This window comes from Flavobacterium caseinilyticum (assembly GCF_004349085.1).
Taxonomy (GTDB): domain Bacteria; phylum Bacteroidota; class Bacteroidia; order Flavobacteriales; family Flavobacteriaceae; genus Flavobacterium; species Flavobacterium caseinilyticum.
Map to the genome: position 1 here is coordinate 247,485 of NZ_SMFM01000002.1, position 25,504 is coordinate 272,988.

Below are 25,504 nucleotides of genomic sequence, written 5' to 3' on the forward strand. Positions count from 1 at the left end.
CAAGTTGAACCTTTTTTTGTGGAAATTAAATAACTATTATTTCTTGTAATACTTCTTGTATTTTGGATAGGAAATTGCACCAAACAACGTAATTCCTCCAAGGGAATACCAAATCCAACTCAATGAATGTGCTTCGCCACTTGCGTAAGAATGCAATCCGACTAAGTGAAAATTTACTCCATAATACGTAAACAAAATAGATATAAAAGCAAACATACTCATCAAATTGAAAATCCATTTTCCTCGTAAAGAAGGAACAAATCGAGCATGAATTACAAACGCATACACCATAATACTGATTAATGCCCAAGTTTCTTTTGGATCCCATCCCCAGTATCGTCCCCAACTTTCATTGGCCCATTGTCCTCCAAGGAAGTTTCCAATAGTCAACATTATCAAACCTATTGTTAACGCTAATTCGTTGATATAAGTGATTTCCTGAATATTCAAATCCATTTTTTCTTTGTTTTTTTCATTGGTAAACGAAATCAGCAACAACGAAACTGCTCCTAAAATAAATCCTAATGCAAACGGGCCGTAACTAGCCACAATTACCGCGACGTGAATCATCAACCAATATGAATTCAGAACCGGTTGCAGATTTGCAATTTCCGGATCAATCCAGTTCATGTAGGCTGCAGCCAAAATCATGGCAGTTACAAATGCTGATGAAGCCACAGTAAGTTTTGATTTTCTGTCGAATGCCAATCCAAAGAACATGGTTGCCCAAGCGACATAAATAATTGATTCATACGCATTACTCCACGGCGCGTGGCCGGAAATATACCATCTTGCAATTAATCCAAAAGTGTGTAGTGCAAACAATGCAATCACAACAATGTGCATAAAATTAACCAAATAATTCAGTGCTTTTCTTTCCTTGAAGATTTGCAAAATCGTAAAAAACAACATCAAAATCGACGCAAAAATATACCAATATGGTAATTTCTTGAAAACGTCATATTTATTATATAATACTTCCGAAGTGATTTTTTCTTCACTTGGTCTTACTTTACTACCAAATCGTTTTTGGAAACCATTGATACTTTCCAATAATTCATCAGCTGTTTTATAATCATTAGAAGTTGAAGCGTTTGCCAAAGAACCAAAATACAAAGGCAATACATTTTTAGTATAGGTCGCTTCCATTCCTTTGAAACCTGCTTCGTTAAGTTCTAAATAGGAAACCCATTTGTTATTTTTATCATCCGGAATAGGGAAAATTTTCAATATTCGACCGCTTAATGCCGATTCCATCAGATTTACCTTTTTATCTGTTTCGATAAAATCTTTTTCGAACTGATTAGGATTTGCAGCTTTGAAAGCTTCTTCTAAATATTTAGAAAGTTTGTAATTTCCTTTGGCATCAAAGAAAGCTACAAAAGGAGCAAATTTCGCTTTCTTGTCAACTCCAATAATTTTACGAAGACTGTCGTTTCCGCTTTTGATGTAAATAATTGGAATTTCAATCCAGTAACTCGCATACTGTGTCATGGACAAAAATACCTGATCAGAATTCATTCCTTTATACGAATCATCATGACTTACTTTTCGCAACAATTCTGATGAAAATGTATTAATTGGTTTCATTCTACCGCCACCATCTTGAATAACAAGCCTACCGAATTTTGCTGCATGTGCTTCAGGCACTTTGTATTTAGCAATCAAAGCATTCAGTTCATCCTGACTGAGTACTTTTTTGGTATGATTCTCATGTGTTGCAGGTGCTGCTTCGGCTTCTGTATGTTCATGTCCTTCGTGCTCCGCGTGGTCATGTTCTTGCTCTTGAGCGAAACTACTGAAACTGAATAATAACATTAAAATCGTCAGTAATTTTGCCTTTTTAATTTTCACCACTTCCAGTTTGCGCTTGATATCCGCAAAACGAGAATATTTAGTAAACATAATCGCCATCATTGCAAAATACAACATAAAGTAACCAATGTAAGTCAGTGTGGTTCCCCAAAAATCATGATTTACAGATAAAACCGTTCCTTTTTCATCAGGATCAAAACTAGATTGAAAAAAGCGATATCCTTTGTGGTCCAATACATTATTCATATAAATTCTGGCATCAAATGGTTCTTTATCTTCAACGGTTACTTTACTTTCAAACGAAGAATAACTTTTCTCCGTTCCTGGATATTTCTGAGCAATAAAATCATTCAATTTTATCTTGAACGGCAACACATACGCTTTACTTCCGTAGAAAAAAGAATAATCAATATTTCCAATTTTTACAGTTTTGGCCTCTCCTACTTTACCTTTGGAACCCAAAACGGTAACAGTTTTTTCTTGACCGTCAGCAGTAACTTTTATCGTTACCGCATCCTCATGATTTTTAGCTTTGAAATCATTATCCGATTCATAATCAACAATCCCTTTTACTGCAGGATCTGGAAATACAAATCTCATTTCACCTATGCTGTATAACGAACGCATCATCAATGGTTGTGCATTGTCCTTAGTTACTTTGCCTTGCAATTTATCCGCCATTCGCATAAAGTTTCCTTCAAAAGGCGTTTGAATTGTGTAGGCACTTCCTGTAGTGTTGATGTTTATGGCACCATCTGTAAATTTATTCAACGAAAATAATACGTTATGTATATTTTGTACTTCACCATCTTTCAAGAAATGCTCGTGTCGACCACTATCGCCAGCTTCTACAATTTTTAAAAATAACGTTCCTTTAGGATCTGGTTTAATATATTCTTTGGCTCCCATTATGAAATTTTCATATTTTACTTCAAATGGTGTATCGGCAAACTTTTCAGAAATACGGAAATTATTATTTACAGCTGGAGAAAGCAACACTTGCTTTTCAAAAACGCGGCGTTTCATTTCACCTTTATATTCCCCATCAACAAAAACGGTCAGAAAGGTCTTATCTGAAAAAATTTGATTTTCTGAAGCGCCTTCTCTGATGGGCATCATTCCTTCATAACTAATGTAACGCGTTACAAATGCACCAGTAATAATAAAAATAAAAGATAAATGGAGTAACAGTGTAGCCCATTTTTCTTTCTTTAAGAGTTGGTAACGCTTGATATTTCCAATGAAATTGATGACAAAAAATACGTGAATGGCTTCAAACCACCAGGCATTGTAAACTAAAATTTTTGCGGTATCGGTGTTGTATTTACTTTCGATAAAAGTTCCGGTAGCCATGGCAACGGCATAAGAAATAAATAAAAAGGCCATTAAACGTGTAGAAAACAAAAAAGAGAATATTTTTTTATCCATTTTTATGGGATTATGTTTTGTAAAAGTGCCACAAAAGTACTTAAAAATGTTGACTTCTTTATTCTGACATTTGTTAATTAAATCCAAAATTAAGAATGATTCGCAAACCCTGAAAAGGCTCTTTACAAGGCTAAAGTCAATTTTTTAACCTAGTAAATTTCGAATAAAACTCTTAATATTTTTTTGCTAATTTTGTCCCATGGTCAAAGTAGTAATTATTGGTTCCGGTAACGTAGCGCAACATCTGATTGCCGCTTTTCAAAATGCTCAAATTCAGGGGTCGGAAATTGAGCTTGTTCAGGTGTATTCCAGACAAACAGCAAGTGTTTCCCACCTACTCGATTTGGAACAGATTACAAATGATTTAGACACTTTAGCGGAAGCTGACTTGTATATTATCAGTGTATCAGATGATGCTATTGCCAGTATTTCTTCGCAACTTCCGTTTAAAAACAGGTTGGTCGTGCATACTTCCGGCAGTGTTTCGTTGAATGCTTTGGATGAAGACAATCGAAAAGGGGTTTTTTATCCTTTGCAAACCTTTACCAAAAACAAACCCGTTGATTTCAAAACTATACCTATTTGTTTGGAAAGTGAAAATGCAACTGATTTTCAATTATTAGATAAGGTGGCCAAATCAATTTCTGAAAAAGTTTTCGCAATCAATTCTGACCAACGCAAAGCCTTGCATGTGGCAGCGGTATTTGTCAATAATTTTACGAATCATTTGTACCAAATAGCTCAGGAAATTTGCCAGGAACACCAAGTCCCTTTCGAAATTTTGAAACCTTTAATCGCTGAAACCGCCAATAAAATAATGGTACTTTCTCCTGAAGAGGCGCAAACTGGTCCTGCAAAACGCAATGACACAGAAACTATTGCAGCACATGAAGCTTTTTTATCACAGGCAAATCATTTAGATATTTATAAAACATTAACACAATCAATACAAGAGAATGGCAAAAAGTTATAAGGAAATAATGAACGATATCACTACTTTTATTTTTGATGTCGATGGCGTACTTACTGACAGTTCTGTTTTTGTAACCAATGAAGGGGAAATTCTGCGTACGATGAACATCAGGGATGGTTATGCGATGAAAGCTGCGGTAGAAAGCGGTTATAATGTATGTATTATTTCGGGAGGAAGCAATGAAGGCGTTCGGGTCAGACTGCGAAATCTTGGCATTACAGATATTTATTTGGGCACACCAGATAAAGTAGAAACCTTTGATGAATATACTGATGTTTACCAAATAAATCCGGAACACGTTTTATATATGGGCGATGATATTCCTGATTATCATGTCATGAAATTAGTAGGACTACCAACCTGTCCTCAAGACGCAAGCCCGGAAATTAAAGCTATTTGCAAGTATATTTCGCATAAAAATGGAGGAAAAGGCGCTGCGAGAGATGTCATTGAACAAGTTATGAAAGCGCAAGGAAAATGGATGGCGCATTTTGACGGAAAACACGATTGATTTATCATCAGTGGTCAGTTTTTAGTAATCAGTTTCAATGATTGTTAAAAAGTAATTTAGTTCTATTTTTTTCTGAACACTGAATTTTATATGAACCATAAAAACTGACCCCTGAATACTAGATTCTCCAATCTGAACACGAAAAAACTGAACACTGAACACTAAATATGAAGTTCCTAAAACTCATCCGATACCAAAATCTTTTAATGTTAGCTTTTATGCAGCTAATTTTTAGGTACGGATTTTTTAAAATTCAAAATATTCCTTTGGCATTAGCGGATTGGCAATATGGTTTATTGGTTTTATCAACCATCTTGATCGCTGCTGGTGGTTATGTGATTAATAATATATTTGACCAACAAACGGATGCTGTCAACAAACCCAATATGGTTGTTGTCGGCAAAAGCATTTCGGAAACGCATGCCTATAACTTATACATTGGACTTACTGCAACGGGTGTGGCAATTGGTTTTTATTTATCAAATGTTATAGACAAACCAGGTTTTGCATCTATCTTTATTCTGATTGCAGCAACACTATATTTGTATGCCACAAGCCTAAAACAAATGATGCTTATTGGTAACATAGTTGTGGCATTACTGCTTTCTTTTAGTGTAGTTATCATTGGAATTTTCGATTTGTATCCTGTCACAGGTATTGAGAATCAACAACAAATGGGATTGCTTTTTTCTATTTTGCTGGATTATGCCATTTTTGCTTTTGTGATTAATCTGCTTCGGGAAATCGTTAAAGATATTGAAGATACTGATGGTGATTACAAACAAGGAATGAACACCTTACCTATTGCTATAGGAAAATCCAGAACTGGAAAAATAGTTTTTGGATTGAGTTTTATTCCACTTTTTTTTATTTTGTTTTACATAAATAAATACTTATTTGAATTACTATTCGTTACCATTTATCTGTTGCTTTTTGTTGTGAGTCTGCTACTTTTTTTTACCGTAAAAATGTGGACAGCTACAACCAAAAAAGAATTGCACATTTTGAGTGGACTTTTAAAATGGATTCTGTTTTTTGGAATCCTCTCCGTTGTTGTTATCAGTTTAAATATAAAATACAATGCTTAGAAATAAATTAAAAAAATACACTTTAATTCTGGCTTCGGGTTCACCAAGACGCCAACAATTTTTCAAAGATTTAGACTTGGATTTTGAAATACGATTGAAAGAAATTGAAGAAATTTTTCCACCTGAATTACAAGCGCACGAAATCACTAATTATTTGGCTGAATTGAAAGCCCGTGCTTTTGAAGGAGAATTAAAACCAAATGAAATTCTGATAACCAGCGACACGATTGTCTGGCATAACTTTAAGGCTTTGGGAAAACCAAAAAACGAACAGGATGCTTTTGAAATCCTAAAATCATTATCGAATGCTACTCATGAAGTAATCACATCGGTTTGTTTTAAAACCAATGAGAAAGTTGAGCTTTTGCACGAAATAACAAAAGTTACTTTTAATGAATTAAGCGATGAATCAATTCGCTATTATTTGGAAAATTATAAACCGTATGATAAAGCAGGTTCGTATGGAATCCAGGAATGGATTGGGTTTGTAGGCGTTTCAAAAATTGAAGGTTCTTATGCTAATGTGATGGGAATGCCAACGGATAAAGTCTACGAATATTTAAGTAAATTAGCGTAACAAAATTATGGACATGAGTTTCTTTCAAGAATATACAAGAGAAATAATTGCAACTGCAATTCTGGGGATTTTGTTGATTGTATTTCGAATCGGTGCTACAAAAATGGTTCGTCGCTACGCAGCATCAAACCATAATCTCGAGCACAGAACCAATTTAATAATCAAATACCTCCATCTTTTTATTCATATTCTGGTAATTATTGCGTTAATTGTCATTTGGGGAGTTCAGACTAAAGATATTTTCATTGCGCTTTCATCTATCACAACCGTTGTAGGTGTTGCGATGTTCGCTCAATGGTCTATTTTGAGTAATATTACCTCTGGTGTTATTTTATTTTTTTCTTTTCCGTTTAAAATTGGTGACGTTATAAAAATCCATGATAAGGATTTCCCAATTGAAGCCGAAATCGAAGATATTGGTGCTTTTCATGTTTTCCTGAACACTCATGAAGGGGAAAAGATCATTTATCCCAACACTTTACTTTTGCAAAAAGGAATTTCAATTATTAAAAATCATTTTGATGATAAAGAATTTATGGATTAATTCGAAAGGTGTGCAGAATTACTTTTCTTTTATTTCCATATTTAAATCTACAAATGTGACAATTATATAACTAATGTTTTAAAAAATATAATACTTTTCTTTTTCAAATACCACATATTTGTCTGTTAAAAACCTATTTATTAAAATATTAAATATAGTCTCCTAAAAAAACTAAAAATATATGAACGACATCATGAAATTTCCGTTTTATGCTAAAATAACCCTGACTTTACTAGGTTTAATTGCTATTATGTTTATCTTTTATATAGGTCAAGACATATTAATTCCTGTAATGATGTCGTTTTTATTTGCGGTATTATTGTATCCAATTGTGTTATTTTTAAAATCAAAACTTCGTTTTCCTCATGTACTAGCGGTAATGCTGGCTGTTATACTATTTGTTCTGTTTTTTATCGGTCTATTCGTATTTCTGTCCATTCAGATTAGTGATTTCGCTAACGATTTTGATAAAATTGAAAGAAATATTAACATCCATCTTAGAAATATTCAAGGATTTATAAGGGAAAATTTTCATTTAAGTTCCAGAGAACAAAAAGAATACATCGATACCGCCACCGCAGATTCCATGGAAAAAGGAAAGGAAATGATTGGCTCAACCTTAATGTCCTTTACGGATACATTGATTAATTTAACTTTAATTCCGATTTATACTTTTTTAATTCTGTTGTACAGAACTCACTTTTTACTGTTTTTGTCCAAATTAATCAATAAAGAGAATCATGAACTGTTAAAAGATATATTAATGCACATCAGAGTCGCTATCAACAGTTATATCGTAGGTTTAATTATCCAAATGATTTTAATTTCTGCCATGACCACTCTTGGGTTTATGATAATCGGCGTGAAGTATGCCATTTTATTGGGAATAATTACTGGAATTTTAAATTTAATCCCATACATTGGCATCCTGCTTGCAGGTTTATTGAGTATCGTTGCATCGTTAACAGGTTCACCTGACTTATCGATAATAATTGGTGTTATTGTAGTTACTATTGTGGTACAGATTATTGATAACAATATTGTTGTACCAATGATTGTAAGTTCTAAAGTTGAAATTAATGCGTTTATATCGATTGTTGGAATCATTATTGGTGGCGCAATTGCCGGAGTTTCAGGTATGTTTTTGGCCCTTCCGACACTAGCTGTCCTTAAAGTAATTTTTGACAGAGTAGAATCACTGGAGCCTTGGGGTTATTTAATGGGCGATCATTTACCTAAAACTTACACCTGGCGTAAAATAAAATTACCTCTTTTTGACTCGGAAGCACCATCAAAAAAAAATATCATCAAAACGGATATTGTTGTTCCTGTTTTTACAGAAACCACAACTATAACGGAACCCAGCAAAACAGAGGAATAAGATTCAATTGCCAAAACGCAGTTAAACTATATTATCAGCTATAATCTATTTTTATTATCTGCGTTTCTGACGTTTATTCGTTAATAATGTATAAAAAGACAAAACCTCTTTTGTTTATTTTGATGTTCTTTTTTTGTCAGATTACTTTTTCACAAGTTATCGAAACAAAGAAGGACTCCTCTACTTTTTATTCTAATATTAAAAACTACTCGCAAAAAAATAAGTTAACCAGGTTGATGCATAAAATGATTTTTAGAACTCCAGTGCTGAAAACTGCAGAAATAAAAAAAATACAAAAAAAGTACGAAACCTTTGAGGGAAAAATCATTCGCAAAATAGTGATTACAACCCTTGACCCGTTTGGATATTCTGAAATTGACACGAGCAGAAAACCGAAAAACTGGGCTGAAAGTTATGGAAACAGAATCCACATTAAAACGAATCGACTGGCTATTCGTAATTTACTGCTGATCAAAAAAAACAGGCCCTTCGATTCCTTACTTGTAAAAGAATCTGAACGTATAATAAGGACCCAGCGTTTTATTAATCGAGTTGATATCTCACCTCAATTAATTCAAAACAGTCCGGATTCTGTTGACATTTCTATTCGGGTTTTAGATTCCTGGAGTATTATTCCAAAAGGTTCAATATCCAGCTCAAGGTTGAGTTTTGGACTGAACGACAGAAATTTTTTAGGATCCGGCCATGAGTTTAATAATACGGTAAGAAACAGATTCGTTGACGGCAAAACTGCCTATAGTGTATTTTACAGTATTCCAAATATAAAAAATACGTTTATCAAAACTAGAATTAGCTATCACGTTGATTTAGATAATTATTATGCCAAAAGTATCGACGTGGAACGTCCTTTTTATTCCCCATTGACAAAATGGGCCGGAGGGCTATATGCAGACCAGCAGTTTAGACGTGATACACTCCCGGATTCCAACTTAGTTTTTGCCTATCAGAATTTCAAATACAATTCATTGGATGTATGGCTGGGACGGGCTTTTAGAATTTTCAAAGGAAATACTGAAAGTGAAAGAACCACAAATTTAATTATAAGCAGTCGATATCTGAGTGTAAAATTCCCGGAAAGTCCTGTGTTCGAATACGACAGCAGTGATTTCTATTCCGATGAAAAATTCGGGATTTTGGGCTTAGGTATATCATCCCGTAAATTTATACGAGACCGATACATTTTCAAAAATGGAATTATAGAAGATGTGCCCATTGGAAAAATATATGGTCTGACTACCGGATATCAATATAAAAATGATGCGGGAAGATATTATTTGGGTGCTCGTGCTGCATTTGGAAATTTTTACAAATGGGGTTTCCTAAGTGCAAATTTTGAACTTGGAAGCTTCTTTGAAAAATCCGAAAGCAAGCAAACTGCCTTTTCTTTTCAGGCCAATTATTTTACGAATCTGCTCACTATCGGAAGGTGGAAAGTACGACAATTTGTAAAACCCCAAGTGGTAATTGGCTTAAATCGTGTCGATGCCATCGGCGATTTGCTTACAATAAACAATAATTACGGCTTGCAGGGATTTAATACCGCTACTTACGGAACAGAAAAAGCAATTTTGACCCTGCAAACTCAAGCATATGCTCCTTGGGATCTTTGGGGCTTTAGACTAAATCCATTTTTAAACTATTCAGTTGCAATGATTGGTAATGCCAGCAAAGGTATGCTGGAAAACAAAACCTACTCAAAAATTGGAATTGGATTTATTGTGAACAATGACTTTTTAGTATTTAGTTCGTTTCAGATTTCTCTTTCCTATTATCCTTCTATTCCAGGAAATGGAATAAATATTTTTAAAACTAATTCTTTTGAAACTACTGATTTTGGTTTTCAGGATTTTGAATTTGGTAAACCACGGACGGTACTTTTTAAATAAAATAAATAAAAGCATCATTTCGTATTTATCAGTTGCTATGATTTACAAATTACAGTTTACAAAACCTCAAACTACTTACAATATGAGTTGTAGTGTGAATTATATAACTAAAAAAAGCAATTGTGTAAGGAATTATTAGTTATTAATGTTTACTTTTATTTTATAAAAATTTATAACCTAAACCTAAAAAAATGAAAAAAGTTTCCTTTTATTTAATGATGATGGTATTATCATTAAGCGTTGTTCCTACACAAATGTTAGCGGCTGAAAAAACTCCAACTTCTATTGCAAACACTCCAAAAGAAGTTCCTGCTGAAGTAAAAGTTTTGCTAAACCGACTTGACGAAATAAAAGCAATGGACAAATCTTCATTAAATTCTGCAGAGAAAAAAGAATTGCGTAAAGAAGTTCGTGTTATTAAAGAGGAATTAAAATCTTCAGGAAATGGCATTTACTTGTCTGTTGGTGCAATTATCATAGTTGTTCTTTTATTAATTCTTTTATTATAAAATAAACGAATTTAGAAGAACAAGAGAAAAGGAAACGAAACATTCGTTTCCTTTTTTTATGCCCAATTTTAAAGACCATAGAGCCATACTAATTTTTTATTGGCACAGTTCTTGGCTTTGACAACAAGTATTATTAAGTAAGTACAAACAAATGAGTTTTAATTAAAAAAATTAAAAATGAAGGCTTTAAAATTAATCATTGCAGGAATAATTATTTTGGTATCTGGTCATTCGATGCAGGCCCAAGTTACGGTCAATGTAAATACAGGTACTCCTCCAGCATGGGGTCCGGCAGGCTACTCCGCAGTAGACTATTATTATTTACCGGATGTTCAGTCTTATTACGATGTTCGAGCATCTCAGTTTATCTATTTGGGTCAAGGAAAATGGATTCGTTCCAGAAATTTGCCAACACAATACAGAAACTATAATTTATATAACGGTTATAAAGTTGTATTAAATGATTACCGTGGTTCAACTCCATACACTAACTTTAAGAGTCATAAAGCAAAATATTATAAAGGATATAAAGGCAAACCCCAAAAAACAATTGGTTCCTATCGAAACACCAACGCTAAACAATATAAAAGTGTAGGAAATGGAAACAAACAAGGAAACGGAAATAAAGGGCACGGAAATGGAAATAAAGGCCATGGAAACGGAAAAAACAAATAATATATTGACATGTTTAAAAAAAGAACCTCTCATCAAGGTTCTTTTTTTTTGCATAAAAAATTTTTAATTAGATCTTAAACAGAATGTTAATCATTTCATATTGGCACAATTTTTTAAATTTTCGAAAAATATTTATTAAATGAAGTCCGATTTAAAATTATCCGATTTAAATTTAAAACAAAGAGAATATTAAAATTAATCGTGTTCGGAGTTATCTTTTTAGTATCCAGGCAAGCTATACAGGCATAAGTTTCTGTAAACGTAAAACATGGGTTCAGCGCCATCTTGGGACCTGTAGGTTTTACAGAAGCACGGTATTATTTACCGGATGTTGAAACATATTATGACGTGAAAGCTAATCAATTTATTTATTTCGGTGGAGGAAGATGGATCCGATCAAGATATTTACCAAATCAATACCGAAATTATGATTTACATCGGGGTTATAAAGTGGTTTTAAATGATTATCATGGTTCGAAGCCTTATACCAACTTTAACAAACACCGAGTTACTTACTACAAAGAATATCGTTGAAGAGAGCAAAGAATAGTAGGATACAATAATTATCACAGAAATTATAATGACCGCATACAATATGGGAATTACAGAGAAAGTAAAAATTACAATTATGAAAATAACGGTCATGGAATTAAACACGGAAATAAACATAGCAATGGAAAAGGACGTGGAAATGGTTATAGCGATGAGCGAGACAATGACAGAGACTAATTCCAATTTAACTTTTGCAAAAGAATCAAAAAGAGAGAGAACCAAAAATTAGTTTTCTCTCTTTATTTATTAAAGGAAATTTTTATTTTTAAAGAAAACTAAAAACATTTCAGAAAAAAACATTTAATCCCTACATTTGAAGCTATTGCAAATTAAATTTAAAAAAATGCGAAAAAAACATATTCTAACTGTTATAATAGTACTTTTTTGTTTTCAAATATCAGTTGGTCAAGAACCGCAAAAATTAAATTCAGTTGAAATCTACAATCAAATTCAAAAGCTAAATTTTTTAGGATCAGTTCTTTATATCGCTGCTCATCCTGATGATGAAAATACCCGATTAATTTCTTATTTGTCAAATGAACAAAAGGCAAGGACGGGCTATTTATCTTTGACACGCGGTGATGGTGGTCAAAACTTAATAGGAACTCAATTACGGGAATTATTGGGAGTGATACGCACACAGGAACTTATTGAAGCCAGAAAAATCGATGGCGGCGAACAATTTTTTTCTCGTGCCAATGATTTCGGATTTTCCAAAAACCCAACAGAAACGCTAAAAATCTGGGATAAAGAAAAGGTATTGGCTGACGTTATATGGGCCATCCGCAAATTTCAACCGGACGTTATTGTCAACCGATTTGATCACAGATCAGCCGGAAGCACACACGGACACCACACAGCGTCGGCAATGTTAAGTGTCGAAAGTTTTGAATTAGCCAATGATCCGACAATTTTTCCAGAACAGTTACAATATGTGAAACCGTGGCAAACTAAACGCCAGTTTTTTAATACCTCTTGGTGGTTTTACGGAAGTTTAGAGAAATTTAATGCCGCTGATAAAACGAATTTAATTGCTTTACAAACTGGAGTGTATTATTCTGTTAAAGGCAAATCAAATCAAGAAATAGCAGCATTAAGTCGCAGTCGCCATCAGTCGCAAGGATTTGGCAGCACTGGTGCTCGCGGTGAAGAAACGGAATATTTAGAGTTTATAAATGGAGACGCTTTAAAAGAAAAAAAATCTCTTTTCGAGGGCATTGATACCTCTTGGAATCGGGTCAAAGGAGGAAAAGCAATTGGAGAATTATTGACAACCATTGCAGCTGCATTTGACCATAAGAATCCTTCGGCTAGCATTCCAGATTTGGCGAAAGCCTATGCTATGATAAATGCTTTGGAAGAGAATCAATGGACACCTTTAAAATCTGCAGCCATCAAAGAAATCATAGCATCCTGCTCTGGACTTTATCTTGAAGCAGTAGCCCAAAATCAGGAAGCAACTCCCGGAAGTATTATTAAAGTAAAACTCGAAGCCATTAACAGAAGCTCCGCGCCAATGCAGCTGATCAGTGTGACGGCTTTGCCAATAGAAACAAACACTCCTCATAACCGGGACTTAAAAAATAATATTCTAAATAATATCAGCTTAGATTTAAAATTACCTGAATCAATTAACTACACACAACCGTATTGGTTAATGGAAAATGGAACCGATGGAATGTATGCCGTAAATCAACAGCAAAATATAGGTATTCCAGATATTATCAGGGAAGCTAAAGTGGTATTCAATGTTCAAATTAACGGAATTGAAATCCCGTTTGAGCGAACCGTGGTTTACAAATATAATGATGATGTAAAAGGCGAAGTGTATAATTATCTCGACATAGTCCCTGAGGTCACCACTTCAATCGTTGACAAAGTATTGATTTTTAAGGATACGAAAATTAAATACGTAGGGGTAAAAATTAAAGCGGGGAAAGATGCTCTAAAAGGGAATTTACAACTTGAACTACCAAAAAACTGGAGTGTTTCTCCAAAATCAATTCCTTTCAATATCCTAAAAAAAGGAACGGAACAAATTGTTTATTTTGAAGTAACTGCACCAAACAAATCTGAAGAAGCAATAGCCAAAAGTGTTGCAATCATTAACAATAAACGATTTGACAAAGAGCAAATTATTATTAATTATGACCATATTACTAAGCAGCAAGTTCTAAAATCTGCTGAAGCCAAATGCATTAAAACGGATTTGAAGACAAATGGTGAGAAAATCGCTTACATTATGGGTGCAGGAGATGAAGTTCCTGGCAGCCTGACTCAATTGGGCTACTCTGTTACACTACTTAAACCCGAAGAAATAACAGCTGAAAAATTAGGAAATTTTGATGTAGTCATCACTGGTATTCGCGCTTATAATACGGTTACGGCATTGGCCAGCAAACAAAACATACTTTTTGATTTTGTAAAATCAGGAAAAACAATGGTGGTTCAGTATAACACAGCGGGCGATCTTGTCACCGAAAATATTGCGCCTTATCCATTGAAACTGTCTCGCGACCGAGTAACTGAAGAAGATGCGGAAGTTCGATTTTTGGTGGCAAACCATCCCGTTATGAATTTTCCAAATAAAATTACAGCTGAAGATTTTCAAGGTTGGAAGCAAGAGCAAGGATTATATTACCCAAGTGAATATGACAAAGCCTTCACTCCTATTTTATCGTCAAATGATCGCGGTGAAAGCCCTAAAAACGGAGCTCTACTCATTGCATCTCACGGAAAAGGACATTACGTTTATACGGGTTTAAGTTTTTTTAGAGAATTACCCGAAGGTGTTACTGGTGCGTACAAATTAATTTCAAATATTATTTCACTGAAATCTTCCGAAAATAATCCTTCCCAAAAAATCAAAAACTAAACCAGTGTAAAATGGAAACAAAAAAAATAAAAACCTGGACGAAAAACTATACTTGGGTGTTAATAGCCAATGTTATTTATATCTTAATTTTTTGTCTCATAATGAAATTATACTCTTAAGTTATGCAGTTATTTGATTGGGTTATACTAGTAGCGACGCTATTATTTATTGTAATTTATGGAGCTTGGAAAACTAAAGGAAGTAAAAATGTAGAAGACTTTATTTTGGGTGGCAACGAAACGCCTTGGCACATTGTCGGGCTTTCCGTTATGGCCACACAAGCCAGCGCAATTACATTTCTTTCTACTCCCGGGCAAGCCTATCATGACGGAATGGGATTTGTACAATTTTACTTTGGATTGCCTATTGCCATGGTGGTAATTTGCGTCACTTTTATCCCTTTATACCACAAATACAAAGTTTACACCGCTTATGAATATCTTGAAAAAAGATTTGATTTAAAAACCCGTTCGCTTGCCGCCATACTTTTCTTGATTCAAAGAGGATTAGGAACCGGATTAACCATTTATGCGCCAGCGATTATTTTGTCGGCGATATTAGGGTGGAATCTTACTTACATGAATATTATTATTGGGGTTTTAGTCATCATTTATACCTTTTCGGGAGGAACAAAGGCAGTTAATGTGACTCAAAAACAACAAATGTTTGTGATTATGTCCGGAATGTTTATCACGTTTTTCCTGATATTGCATTATTTACCAAACGATATGACATTTACCAGTGCCTTGCATATTGCCGGTGCAAATGACAAAATGAACATTGTCAATTTCTCTTTTGATCCGGAAGAAAAATATACGTTTTGGAGCGGAATTACAGGAGGTTTTTTCCTTGCACTAGCATATTTTGGAACCGATCAATCGCAAGTAGGACGTTATTTATCCGGAAGATCAGTGCGGGAAAGTCAAATGGGACTGATTATGAACGGACTTTTAAAAGTTCCCATGCAGTTCTTCATTCTACTTACCGGAGTTATGGTTTTTGTTTTTTTTCAGTTTAATCCTGTCCCTTTAAATTTTAATCCAAACAACAAAGCCATGATTGAAAAATCGGCTTTCAAAGGTGAATACAATACCTTAGAGAAAAAATTAGACGATTTATCTGAAGATAAAAAAGTAATTAATCTACTCTATATCGATCAGCTCAATCAGGATTATGACAATCCAATTCTTCGAAAAGAATTAGTGGCTTTATCCAATAAAGAAAAAGATTTAAGAGATCGGGCTAAAGAAATAATTATGAAAGCCGACAGCAACAGTGAAACCAACGATAAAGATTATGTCTTTTTTCATTTTATCCTCAATTATTTGCCAAAAGGACTTATTGGTTTATTGTTGGCCGTTATCATTTCAGCTGCTATGTCCTCTACCGCTTCCGGACTGAATGCACTGGCCTCTACAACGGCAATAGATATTTATAAACGCAATCTTAAAGAAGAAAAATCAGAAAGACATTACCTCTACGCTACCAAATTTTTCACCTTATTATGGGGAATTATCGCAATCCTTTTTGCCTGTGTCGGAACGCTTTTTGAAAACTTAATCCAATTGGTAAATATCATTGGATCCATATTTTACGGTACTGTTTTGGGTATATTCCTGGTTGGTTTTTACATCCACAACGTACACTCTAAAGCTATTTTTTATAGTGCGGTTGTAAGTCAGATTACGATCTTTATTATTTATTATTACGCTATTTATATTTTTCCAAGCGGGGAAGAAAAACTGGGTTATTTGTGGCTTAATTTCATTGGAGCAATGTTGACGATTGTAATTTCGTTGCTCTTACAATGGACGATTTTCAGAAAACAGAGAGCGATTACAGCTTAAAAAAAAGTAGTGTCGCTCTATAACTTCTAAACTAAATAATTGTGTTTTAATTTTTAAAATCCATTAACAGAAGATTCGAAAATTATATTGAAAATGCCATTTTATTATTGAAACATTGGAATATTTATTGGTTCTATTGTACTTACAACGAAGGAGGAATCACACATTCTGATTAACTTGATGAGATTGCTCCTTCGTAGGAACGACAAATTGTGCGGTTGTTTATTACAGTAATTACAAAAGGAAAATGGTATTAAGTTCTACATTTAAAATCATAACTCCTTCTTTTTCAAACAAAAAAAATCCCGTTTCATATATTTGAAACGGGATTTTTTTGTAAAAAAGTTAGAATAATTATTTCTTACTCCATTCTTCAATACTATCTTTATTCATTTTCACGTAGTCTTGGTTTTTTGCAATTTCAGCTGCTGCAAGTGATGCTTTAGCAGTTTCGATGGCACCTTTTTTATCTCCAAGTTTTGCCTGAATTAATGACTTTAATCTGTTGTACCAAAAAGGTTTATCTTTAGACATATCCAATGCTTTGTTGACATACATCAATGCTTTAGTGCTATCACCGTTAGATTGATGTAAAAACTGAGCGGCAGAAAAATAATCTCCTGCAGTAGGTCCGGCCAAAGCTTTTTCAATATTTGCTATTGCTGTTTTTTGAGTAGGAACTTCAAATTTTAACGCTGCATAAGAATTTTCCCAAGAAATTTCTAAAAATGCAAAATTATCATCCAAACCACTTATTCCGATTGTAAATGTTTCCGTTCTTCTGTTTAAAGTTTCCGGTTTAACAGTCGTTCTCAATGCCACATTATCCTCTTTCCATTCCTCTGGATTACCCCAATTGTCAGTAGTTTTATAAAAAATCACTTCCCAACTTTCAATTTTTGGAATGGTAAATAAGGAATATTTTCCTTTTTTCAATGTTTTACCGTCAATCATTATATCATCACTAAATGAAATTGTCGTATTTTCATTTGCTCCGGTTCTCCATACTTTTCCGAAAGGAACCAAATTCCCAAAAACCGCTCTTCCTCTCGCGCTAGGTCTGGAATAATTAATTTCGACATCCGTTAATCCAACAGTTTGCATTAATTTAGCTTTAGGGCTAGACTGTGGCGTCTTTACTTGCGCCTCGATAGAGAAATTTGCAATGATAATTGCTAATGCAATAAGTATTTTTTTCATGTTAAAATTTTTTTATGTTGTCCAAATTTACAAATTCAGTCCCGTTAAAATGTTAATAATTTCCTAATTTAGAATGAAAATTCTCTATCCTTTTAAAATCCATTTCGTTGAAATGATTAACAATAACGTCCGCTTCTGATAAATCTTGCGCCTCTGAATGAATACTGTTGTATCCCACGCAAAAAATTCCGGCAGCTTTCGCCGCTTTAATACCATTTGTACTGTCTTCAATCACAATACAGTTTTCTTTTGGAGCAATTGACAAACTGGCGGCATGTTCAAAAATAGCAGGATGTGGTTTCGATTTCGGAAAATCTTCCCCACTGACCACATGCGTAAAATAGTCATGCAACTTAAACCTGTTAAACACGCGTTCAATAGTCACTTTGGATGCCGAAGAAGCCAAAATCAATTGCATACCGTTTTGATGCAATTCTTTAATAAGATTTTCAACACCTTCTAATAATTCCAAATCAGCTTTACTGTCAAAAGCATCATTAAAAATTGTCCTTTTTCGCTGGATTAAATCTTCAACTTCGTGTTCAATTACAAAGACCTCTTTCAATTTTTGAAATGTATTTCGAGTAGAAAAACCGGTAAATGAAGTGTACATCGCCTCTGTCACTGGAATATTCAACTCGTCAAATTGTTTGAAATAAGCATAACGGTGTACAGGTTCAGTATCGACAATTACACCATCCATGTCAAAAATTACAGTTTGTATCATTTTTTTTTTTGATTTTTAGACTACTTAGATTATTTGATTTCCAGAACTGAATACTGAATATTGAGACTGAACACTATTTCTTAATTAAATAGCGGATTACGGTTTCTGCTGCATATAAACCGAATAATCCCGGCATGTAACTGTTGGTTCCATAAAATGATTTTTTGAAATTGGATCCGTCGGTCATTTTCAAACTCGTTTCGTCCTGAATTTCAGAAGAAAAAACTACTTTCAGTTTGTCAATTTTAAATTCTTTCAATCGTCTTCGAATAGTTTTAGCAAAGAAGCAATTCACGGTATTGGTAATATCCGTCACTTTCACTTTAGAAGCTTCCATTTTTCCGCCAGCGCCCATACTACTGATGATTTTTACTCTTTTTCGCTTGGCGCCAATAATCAAATTCAGCTTTGGAGTCACGCTGTCGATGCAATCCAAAACATAATCAAATTCCTCCGAAACAATTTCGAAGGCACGTTCCGGCGAAAGAAATTCTTGTACGCGAGTCAGTTTTAATTCCGGATTAATGTCCATCAATCGTTCCCCAACAACAGTCACTTTGGGTTGTCCCACGGTAGAGTGTAAAGCCGGTAATTGTCGGTTTATATTCGTAATATCAACTATGTCACCATCTACAATAGTCATGGTTCCTACTCCTGCTCGTGCTAAATATTCGGCCGCAAAAGACCCTACACCTCCCAGTCCGACAACTAATACATTTGCATTTTTCAAATTATCTAAACCTTCTTTTTTGAATAAAAGTTCGGCTCTTTCTGTCCACTCTGCCATTTTTTTTAGTTTATTGTTTATAGTTTGCTGCTCTAAAAAATCTGAAATCAACAATCGTTAATCTACATTCTTAAATCAATTAATATTCAATCTTGAATACTTCCAAAAAATTATTATTCACCAGTTCCTGTACTTCTTTAACGGAAATTCCTTTGTATTTCGCTGCCAATTCATAAACAGCTTCAATTCCTTCATCCACCGTATCTGTTTCCAGAAAAAATCGATTATCAGGAACGCTCTTAAAAACCGTTTCTAACTCCTTATTGAGCAATAAATATTTCCCAAACGAAATATAAAATCCATTCTCCAGTAATTGTTTGGCGACTTGTATATTTTTCGAGAATCCATGAATAATCAGTGGAACTGAAATATTCAATTTCTTCTTAATTGCAATCAATTCCTGAAAAGCTGCCACACAATGTATTACAACCGGTTTCTGATATTTCTGTGCCAAAAGCAATTGCTTTTCGAAAACCATTTGTTGCAGTTCCATCGGAATTTCGATGCGCTTGTCCAATCCGCATTCGCCCATAGCAAGACAATTTGCGTCTTGTAACTTACTTTCGATTATCGCCAAATCAGTTTCTATGCGTTCTTCAACGATAAACCACGGATGAATTCCGATGGAATAATAGGGAATTGTTGCGTCAAATTCCTGTGGATATTGGTTCACTAATTCCAACACATTTGGTTGATTAGTCCATTTATGAGTATGAAGATTAAACAATTCCATTAGTCATGAAATTTTTTAACTCCTGCTTTTATCTCGATATCCAAATCATTTTCCAACGGGACTTTTGGACAGGAATATTTAGAATTATAAGCGCAATATGGATTGTACGAGGTATTGAAATCAATCACAATGGTATCACCCTTTGGGATTCTTAAATCGATATATTTCCCGCCAATGTAGCTTTCCTTTCCAGAAGTCAAATCGGAAAACGGCAGAAATAAATAGTCTTTGTAGTCCTTCTTTTTGGAAAGTTCAATGTTTTTATAGACGTTCAGTTTAAAATCCCGATCATCAATTGTAAAAGAAAGTTCACCATATTTTACATACAATGGTTTCCTATCCGTTGATGTTTTCATTTCAAAAGGCTTCTCATTTTGAGTTCTGATAAACTTTGCGACCACAAAAAACTTTTCGTCAATAGGATAAAAATCAAGTGTTTTGAAAATCGCTAAATCTTCTGCAGTCAACGGACTTTTCTTGGCATCCGCATATTCTTCGTTCAATTCCGTTTGGAATTTGGCTACAGCCGAAACATCAAATTTATCTTGGCCAAAACCAAAATTCAATTGAAGCAAAAGAAATAAAGTAATTAGCGTTTTCATAATTATAATTTTTTGACTATCCGTTATTAATAATAATCGAGATTTTGTTGGTCTTAAAAAAATAAAGTTATTTTCTCTTAAACCATTAAGAAATTAAAGTTCATTAAGGATAAAAAACTTAATTTTCTTAATTTCTTAATGGTAAAAAAAATAAAGTGATTTTTTTGTCTGCTTAGCGGACAATCATCTATAATTTTATGCAAAAATAGTTTAAAAGTTACTAGGACACAAAGGCGCATCGGTACAAAGTTTTCTACCTTTGCAAAATTAGAACTTTATATATGCTCCAAACTGCTTTTCAACGCTACATCAATAATTTCAGAGGATTTACAAGAGAAGTTTGGATTCTTACTCTGATTACCTTTATTAACCGTGCAGGCACGATGGTTTTGCCTTTTTTATCCAAATATTTAAAAGAAGATTTAAGTTTTTCCTATGCTCAGGTAGGATGGATCATGGTCGCTTTTGGACTTGGTTCGATGTTGGGATCTTGGCTTGGCGGCAAATTATCCGATAAAATAGGTTTTTACAGAATCATGGTTTTCAGTTTATTTACCACCGGGATTTTATTTTTTCTAGTACAATACATCAGGACGTTTTGGGGATTGTGTTTTGGAATGTTTTTCATCATGACCGTTGCCGATATGTTTCGTCCGGCGATGTTTGTATCTCTGGGCACGTATGCAAAGCCTGAAAATCGTACCAGAGCACTAACTTTAGTTCGCTTAGCTGTGAATTTAGGTTTTACAGCCGGGCCGGCTTTAGGAGGCTTAATCATTATGAATATAGGATACAGTGGATTATTTTGGGTCGATGGAAGCTCGTGTATTGTATCTATTTTAATTTTTACATTATTGGTAAAAGATCGTAAAAAACCAGCCGATTTAGATACTGCAGGTAGCGAAACAGAAATTCCGGTTTCTGTTTTTAAAGACAAAATATTTTGGATTTTTCTTTTTGTATGTTTCTTAACCGCCATGCTCTTCTTTCAACTTTTCACCACTTTGCCATTGTATCACAATGAAAAATTTGGTCTGACAGAGTTTCAAAGCGGACTTTTATTGTCCTTAAATGGGTTGCTGATTTTCTTCCTGGAAATGCCAATTGTTAGCATTAGCCAGCGAAAAAACATCGATAAACTCAAAATCATACTTTGGGGTTCGCTACTGATGTCCATTAGTTTCTATGTATTAATGATCAATATGTGGGCAGGAATATTAATTGTCAGTATTCTTTTTATCACGTTTGGTGAAATGTTTATTTTCCCTTTCTCCAATTCTTTTGCGTTAAGCCGCGCGCCAAAAGGCCACGAAGGCCGCTACATGGCCTTGTTTACAATGAGTTTCAGCTTAGCGCACATTGCGAGTTCCAAAACCGGACTGGAAGTCATTGCAGCATGTGGCTACCAAACCAATTGGTTTGTCATGGGCACTTTAGGTATTCTATCGGTAGCTGGTTGTATTTGGCTTCAAAAATTAATTAAACTAGAAAACAAATAGTTCCGCTTTTACTATTTTGATCTTCTTTTTTGGACTTTATAAATATGACCTTAGCGTTAAACCTGTTTTTTTAGTTAATTAACTATATTTTTAGTTGCATAACTAAAAATATAGTTGTAGGTTTGATTCAAATAAAAACTCATGCAAAAGTTAACCAATAAAGAAGAGGAAATCATGCACATTTTATGGAAGCTCAAAAAAGCATTCGTAAAAGAAGTCATGGCGGAAATCACGGAAGAGCAACCCCATTACAACACACTTTCGACGATTGTGCGCAATCTGGAAGAAAAAGGATTTGTGTCGCACAATGCTTTTGGAAACACACACCAATACTATCCAATAGTAAGTTTAGAGGAATACAGAAAACGCTTTATGAACACAGCCATCGATAATTACTTTGATAGCTCCTATAAAAATATGGTATCTCATTTTGCCAAGGAAGAGAAAATTTCTGCAGCCGAATTACGGGAAATATTGGCAATGATTGAAGGTAAAAAAGAGGAAAAATAAACGTTAGTTTGACAATAGATATTATGGAAGCATTATACATTTACCTCATCAAATCCAGCGGGTTAATCGCATTGTTTTATCTGGCTTATCATATTTTATTGCGAAAAGAAACCTTTTTTACGAGCAATCGTTGGTTTCTGTTATTGGGTTTATTTACTTCTGTGGTTTTGCCGTTAGTCATTTATACGAAAATTATAATAGTCGAATCAAGTTCCAAAAACATCGATTGGTCTAAAATTCCTGTAGCAAATATTTCGGAAAATGAAGCTTTTGAGATCAATTGGTATTTAATTTTTTCAGTAGTTTACGGAATAGGAATCCTATTTTTTCTGGCCAAATTTGTTTGCGATTTTTATAGTTTAAATACCCTTTTAAAAGGAAAAACCATTCAAAATCACGCTGATTTTAAATTTATTGATACCACTGAAAATGTAGCTCCATTTTCTTTTTTTAACACTATTGTTTACAATTCGTCATTATACAGTTCTTCGGAATTAGAAAATATCTTGGAACACGAAAAAGTACACAGCGAACAAAATCACACTGTTGACGTATTGATTTCGAGAGTTTTTTGTGCCCTTTTTTGGTTCAATCCAATAATTTGGTTGTACAAAAAGGCAATCATACAAAACTTAGAATTCATTGCTGACAGTGAAGCCACAAAAAAGATATCCGATAAAAAAGCGTATCAGTTCATGCTTTTAAAAATAACAACGCACGAAAACTGTGTTGCGATTACCAATCATTTTTATCAATCATTAATCAAAAAACGAATCGTTATGTTAAACAAAAATCAATCAAAAAAATCGAATTCCTGGAAGTATGCAATAGTGCTTCCAGCTTTAGTAGCATTTGTGATGCTTTTTCAAATAAATGTTGTTGCGCAAGAGAAAGCAGAAAAGTATACCGTTGTAGCCAATGGCATTAAGGTAGAACTTCATGTTACTTCAAATTCAACGGAGGAAGAACTAAATGCTGAAAAAGATTTTTTTAAAGAAGAATATAATTTGGAAATGAATTTTTCGAAAATTAAATTAAATAAAAACAAGGAAATTATTGCCATTAAAGTTGAATTGAAAAACAAAGAAGGAATTAAAAAAACAAATCAAATTGATGGGAAGTCACCTATTAAACCTTTTAATATTTTTGCAGAAAAGGACAATGAAAATAAAATAAACTTCGGTTTTAGTGCTAATTTAAAAGACAATCAACATCTGAAAATTCATTATGATCATTTAAATTCTTTAAAAGACTACAAAAAGGAAGTGATGCCGAATCTTGATGTTAAAGAATTTCCAATTCCTCCAACGCCACCAAACGCAAAAGAAGTCAAAATAAATGATAGAAATGAGAAACCGATAATCATTATAAATGGTAAAAAAGCAGATCCTGATGTAAATTTAAACGATATTGACCCGAATACTATAGCTACTGTGAATGTATTAAAGGATAAAAATGCAGTTGATAAATATGGTGACCAGGCTATTTATGGAGCTGTCGAAGTTGTAACGAAGGATAATAAAGGTTGGGAAATTAGTTTTGGAACTTCCACGCCACAAAATAATATAACGAGAACCCAAAATATTAAGAATGTGGTGTACAATAAAAATGCATCATTGACTGAAAATGATTCCAAGAGATCAAATAAAAAACGCAATCAAAAAAACATTGAAATTTCAGAAAATGATGATGCTAATACTGCGTTTACAGTCATAGCCACAGAAATCAAGGAACCGAATTTTGAAAAGAACAACACTAAATCGACGGTTAACGATCAAAACAATAGTAAAACTTGGGAAATGACAGTTTCTTATGATAAAATCAATTCTTTACCCAAAGATGCAGAATATTATATCAATGACAAAAAAGTAACTAGAAGTAAAATTGAAAAATTAGACCATAACACCATTGAACGACTTGATGTAAGTAGAACTAAAAATCAGAAACGAATTATAAAAGTATACACAAAATAATAAAAAATACGCTACAATTTAAGACGGTCCCAAACAAGATCGTCTTTTTTTATATCTTTGTTCAAAACAAACTTTATGTATAAAATACTGGCAAAAATCAACAAAGTCGTTTTACCCAGTTTTACCAAGCAGCGTCTGGATTTGGCCAAAGCCAAGAAATGGCAGATGGCAATTATTGGTTTTAGATATTACGTAACCACACGTGCACTGAATTAATACGTAATTGCGGCAAAAATTTCATTGCCTTTGATTTTTGCCCTTCCATTTAAGAAAGCTATTTCCATCAGGAAATTGCATTGCACGATTTCGCCACCCAATCGCTCCACTAATTCACAAACTGCTTTCGCTGTTCCTCCGGTTGCCAAAACATCATCGTGAATTAAAATTCGATCTCCTTTTTGAATCGCATCGGTGTGAATTTCCAGAGTATCCGTTCCATATTCTAAATCATAGGTTGCTGAAATGGTTTCGTAAGGCAACTTGTTTGGCTTTCGAACCGGAATAAAACCAACATTCAATTCCTGTGCAATCAGCATTCCAAAGAAAAAACCGCGACTCTCCACTCCTATCACCTTGTTTATATTTTTATCTTTTAGGGATGAAATCAATATTTCAAGGCATTTATTCCTTGCATCAGGATTCATTAGCAAGGGTGTGATGTCTTTAAACAAAATTCCTTCTTTTGGAAATCCCTGAATATCACGTATATAATTTTTTAGTGGCATATTTTTTTATTTTTTATAATTTTAGACTTGCAAATTACACATTTATCCTTATATTTGCACCCGCAT

Annotated in this window: 23 protein-coding genes; 16 read left to right on the forward strand and 7 right to left on the reverse strand. The window is 33.8% G+C overall.

Annotated elements, in window-relative coordinates; all coding sequences use genetic code 11:
• Nucleotides 1-36 precede the first annotated feature (36 nt).
• Nucleotides 37-3,243 (reverse strand): cytochrome c biogenesis protein CcsA, encoded by a 3,207-nt coding sequence (ccsA, locus tag E0F89_RS05535; protein WP_131908857.1) that lies wholly within the window; start codon nucleotides 3,241-3,243, stop codon nucleotides 37-39.
• A gap of 199 nt (nucleotides 3,244-3,442) precedes the next feature.
• On the opposite strand from ccsA, the gene E0F89_RS05540 reads away from it, so the two are divergent.
• The 12 genes from E0F89_RS05540 (at nucleotide 3,443) to E0F89_RS05595 (ending at nucleotide 16,682) form a co-directional block, all read left to right on the forward strand.
• A complete protein-coding gene (locus E0F89_RS05540) occupies nucleotides 3,443-4,216 on the forward strand; it encodes a Rossmann-like and DUF2520 domain-containing protein (protein ID WP_131908858.1) in 774 nt (257 codons plus the stop codon).
• Nucleotides 4,200-4,727, forward strand: coding sequence for a KdsC family phosphatase (locus E0F89_RS05545; RefSeq protein WP_131908859.1), 528 nt, complete (start codon nucleotides 4,200-4,202; stop codon nucleotides 4,725-4,727). The genes E0F89_RS05540 and E0F89_RS05545 overlap by 17 nt, the downstream gene beginning before the upstream one ends.
• 218 nt (nucleotides 4,728-4,945) lie before the next feature.
• Nucleotides 4,946-5,815: a geranylgeranylglycerol-phosphate geranylgeranyltransferase gene (locus E0F89_RS05550; RefSeq protein ID WP_243699482.1), complete on the forward strand. Its 870-nt coding sequence runs from the start codon at nucleotides 4,946-4,948 to the stop codon at nucleotides 5,813-5,815.
• Nucleotides 5,808-6,392, forward strand: a complete 585-nt coding sequence (locus E0F89_RS05555; RefSeq protein ID WP_131908861.1) for a Maf-like protein — start codon at nucleotides 5,808-5,810, stop codon at nucleotides 6,390-6,392. The genes E0F89_RS05550 and E0F89_RS05555 overlap by 8 nt, the downstream gene beginning before the upstream one ends.
• A 13-nt stretch (nucleotides 6,393-6,405) precedes the next feature.
• On the forward strand, nucleotides 6,406-6,936 hold the full coding sequence (locus E0F89_RS05560) for a mechanosensitive ion channel domain-containing protein (RefSeq protein ID WP_131908862.1): 531 nt from the start codon (nucleotides 6,406-6,408) through the stop codon (nucleotides 6,934-6,936).
• 181 nt (nucleotides 6,937-7,117) lie between these two features.
• Entirely contained in the window at nucleotides 7,118-8,317 is a 1,200-nt protein-coding gene (locus E0F89_RS05565) for an AI-2E family transporter (RefSeq protein WP_131908863.1), read from the forward strand.
• Between the two features lie 245 nt (nucleotides 8,318-8,562).
• Nucleotides 8,563-10,224, forward strand: coding sequence for a BamA/TamA family outer membrane protein (locus tag E0F89_RS05570; protein ID WP_243699483.1), 1,662 nt, complete (start codon nucleotides 8,563-8,565; stop codon nucleotides 10,222-10,224).
• Between the two features lie 191 nt (nucleotides 10,225-10,415).
• Nucleotides 10,416-10,733, forward strand: a complete 318-nt coding sequence (locus E0F89_RS05575) for a hypothetical protein (RefSeq protein WP_131908865.1) — start codon at nucleotides 10,416-10,418, stop codon at nucleotides 10,731-10,733.
• Between the two features lie 177 nt (nucleotides 10,734-10,910).
• Entirely contained in the window at nucleotides 10,911-11,408 is a 498-nt protein-coding gene (locus E0F89_RS05580; RefSeq protein ID WP_131908866.1) for a hypothetical protein, read from the forward strand.
• Between the two features lie 580 nt (nucleotides 11,409-11,988).
• A complete protein-coding gene (locus E0F89_RS17070; protein ID WP_165929983.1) occupies nucleotides 11,989-12,189 on the forward strand; it encodes a hypothetical protein in 201 nt (66 codons plus the stop codon).
• A gap of 114 nt (nucleotides 12,190-12,303) precedes the next feature.
• Nucleotides 12,304-14,835 carry a PIG-L family deacetylase gene (locus tag E0F89_RS05590; protein WP_131908867.1) on the forward strand — a complete coding sequence of 844 codons (2,532 nt, stop codon included), beginning with the start codon at nucleotides 12,304-12,306 and terminating at the stop codon, nucleotides 14,833-14,835.
• 122 nt (nucleotides 14,836-14,957) lie between these two features.
• Nucleotides 14,958-16,682: a sodium:solute symporter gene (locus E0F89_RS05595; protein ID WP_131908868.1), complete on the forward strand. Its 1,725-nt coding sequence runs from the start codon at nucleotides 14,958-14,960 to the stop codon at nucleotides 16,680-16,682.
• A gap of 354 nt (nucleotides 16,683-17,036) precedes the next feature.
• On the opposite strand, the gene E0F89_RS05600 is transcribed toward E0F89_RS05595, so the two are convergent.
• From E0F89_RS05600 to E0F89_RS05620, 5 genes are all read right to left on the reverse strand, one after another.
• Entirely contained in the window at nucleotides 17,037-17,882 is an 846-nt protein-coding gene (locus E0F89_RS05600) for a DUF2911 domain-containing protein (RefSeq protein ID WP_131908869.1), read from the reverse strand.
• Nucleotides 17,883-17,934: 52 nt separating this feature from the next.
• A complete protein-coding gene (locus E0F89_RS05605) occupies nucleotides 17,935-18,609 on the reverse strand; it encodes an HAD family hydrolase (RefSeq protein WP_131908870.1) in 675 nt (224 codons plus the stop codon).
• Between the two features lie 73 nt (nucleotides 18,610-18,682).
• Nucleotides 18,683-19,396 carry a tRNA threonylcarbamoyladenosine dehydratase gene (locus E0F89_RS05610; protein WP_131908871.1) on the reverse strand — a complete coding sequence of 238 codons (714 nt, stop codon included), beginning with the start codon at nucleotides 19,394-19,396 and terminating at the stop codon, nucleotides 18,683-18,685.
• A 79-nt stretch (nucleotides 19,397-19,475) separates the two neighbouring features.
• The gene (locus tag E0F89_RS05615) at nucleotides 19,476-20,129 is read right to left on the reverse strand and encodes a TatD family hydrolase (RefSeq protein ID WP_131908872.1); all 654 of its coding nucleotides are present in this window, start codon (nucleotides 20,127-20,129) and stop codon (nucleotides 19,476-19,478) included.
• Nucleotides 20,129-20,731, reverse strand: a complete 603-nt coding sequence (locus E0F89_RS05620) for a DUF1684 domain-containing protein (protein WP_131908873.1) — start codon at nucleotides 20,729-20,731, stop codon at nucleotides 20,129-20,131. Before E0F89_RS05620 ends, E0F89_RS05615 begins: the two co-directional genes overlap by 1 nt.
• Before the next feature lie 281 nt (nucleotides 20,732-21,012).
• Here E0F89_RS05620 and E0F89_RS05625 point away from each other — a divergent pair, with 281 nt between their 5' ends.
• The 4 genes from E0F89_RS05625 to E0F89_RS05640 all read left to right on the forward strand — a co-directional run bounded on the left by E0F89_RS05625 (nucleotide 21,013) and on the right by E0F89_RS05640 (nucleotide 24,929).
• Nucleotides 21,013-22,230 (forward strand): MDR family MFS transporter, encoded by a 1,218-nt coding sequence (locus E0F89_RS05625; RefSeq protein WP_131908874.1) that lies wholly within the window; start codon nucleotides 21,013-21,015, stop codon nucleotides 22,228-22,230.
• Between the two features lie 141 nt (nucleotides 22,231-22,371).
• Nucleotides 22,372-22,740, forward strand: coding sequence for a BlaI/MecI/CopY family transcriptional regulator (locus E0F89_RS05630; RefSeq protein WP_131908875.1), 369 nt, complete (start codon nucleotides 22,372-22,374; stop codon nucleotides 22,738-22,740).
• A gap of 23 nt (nucleotides 22,741-22,763) precedes the next feature.
• Nucleotides 22,764-24,713: a M56 family metallopeptidase gene (locus E0F89_RS05635; RefSeq protein ID WP_131908876.1), complete on the forward strand. Its 1,950-nt coding sequence runs from the start codon at nucleotides 22,764-22,766 to the stop codon at nucleotides 24,711-24,713.
• A 75-nt stretch (nucleotides 24,714-24,788) separates the two neighbouring features.
• Nucleotides 24,789-24,929, forward strand: coding sequence for an SsrA-binding protein (locus tag E0F89_RS05640; RefSeq protein WP_131908877.1), 141 nt, complete (start codon nucleotides 24,789-24,791; stop codon nucleotides 24,927-24,929).
• On the opposite strand, the gene E0F89_RS05645 is transcribed toward E0F89_RS05640, so the two are convergent.
• Entirely contained in the window at nucleotides 24,926-25,438 is a 513-nt protein-coding gene (locus E0F89_RS05645) for an adenine phosphoribosyltransferase (RefSeq protein WP_131908878.1), read from the reverse strand. The two genes, E0F89_RS05640 and E0F89_RS05645, sit on opposite strands and share 4 nt — an antisense overlap.
• Nucleotides 25,439-25,504: the final 66 nt, after the last annotated feature.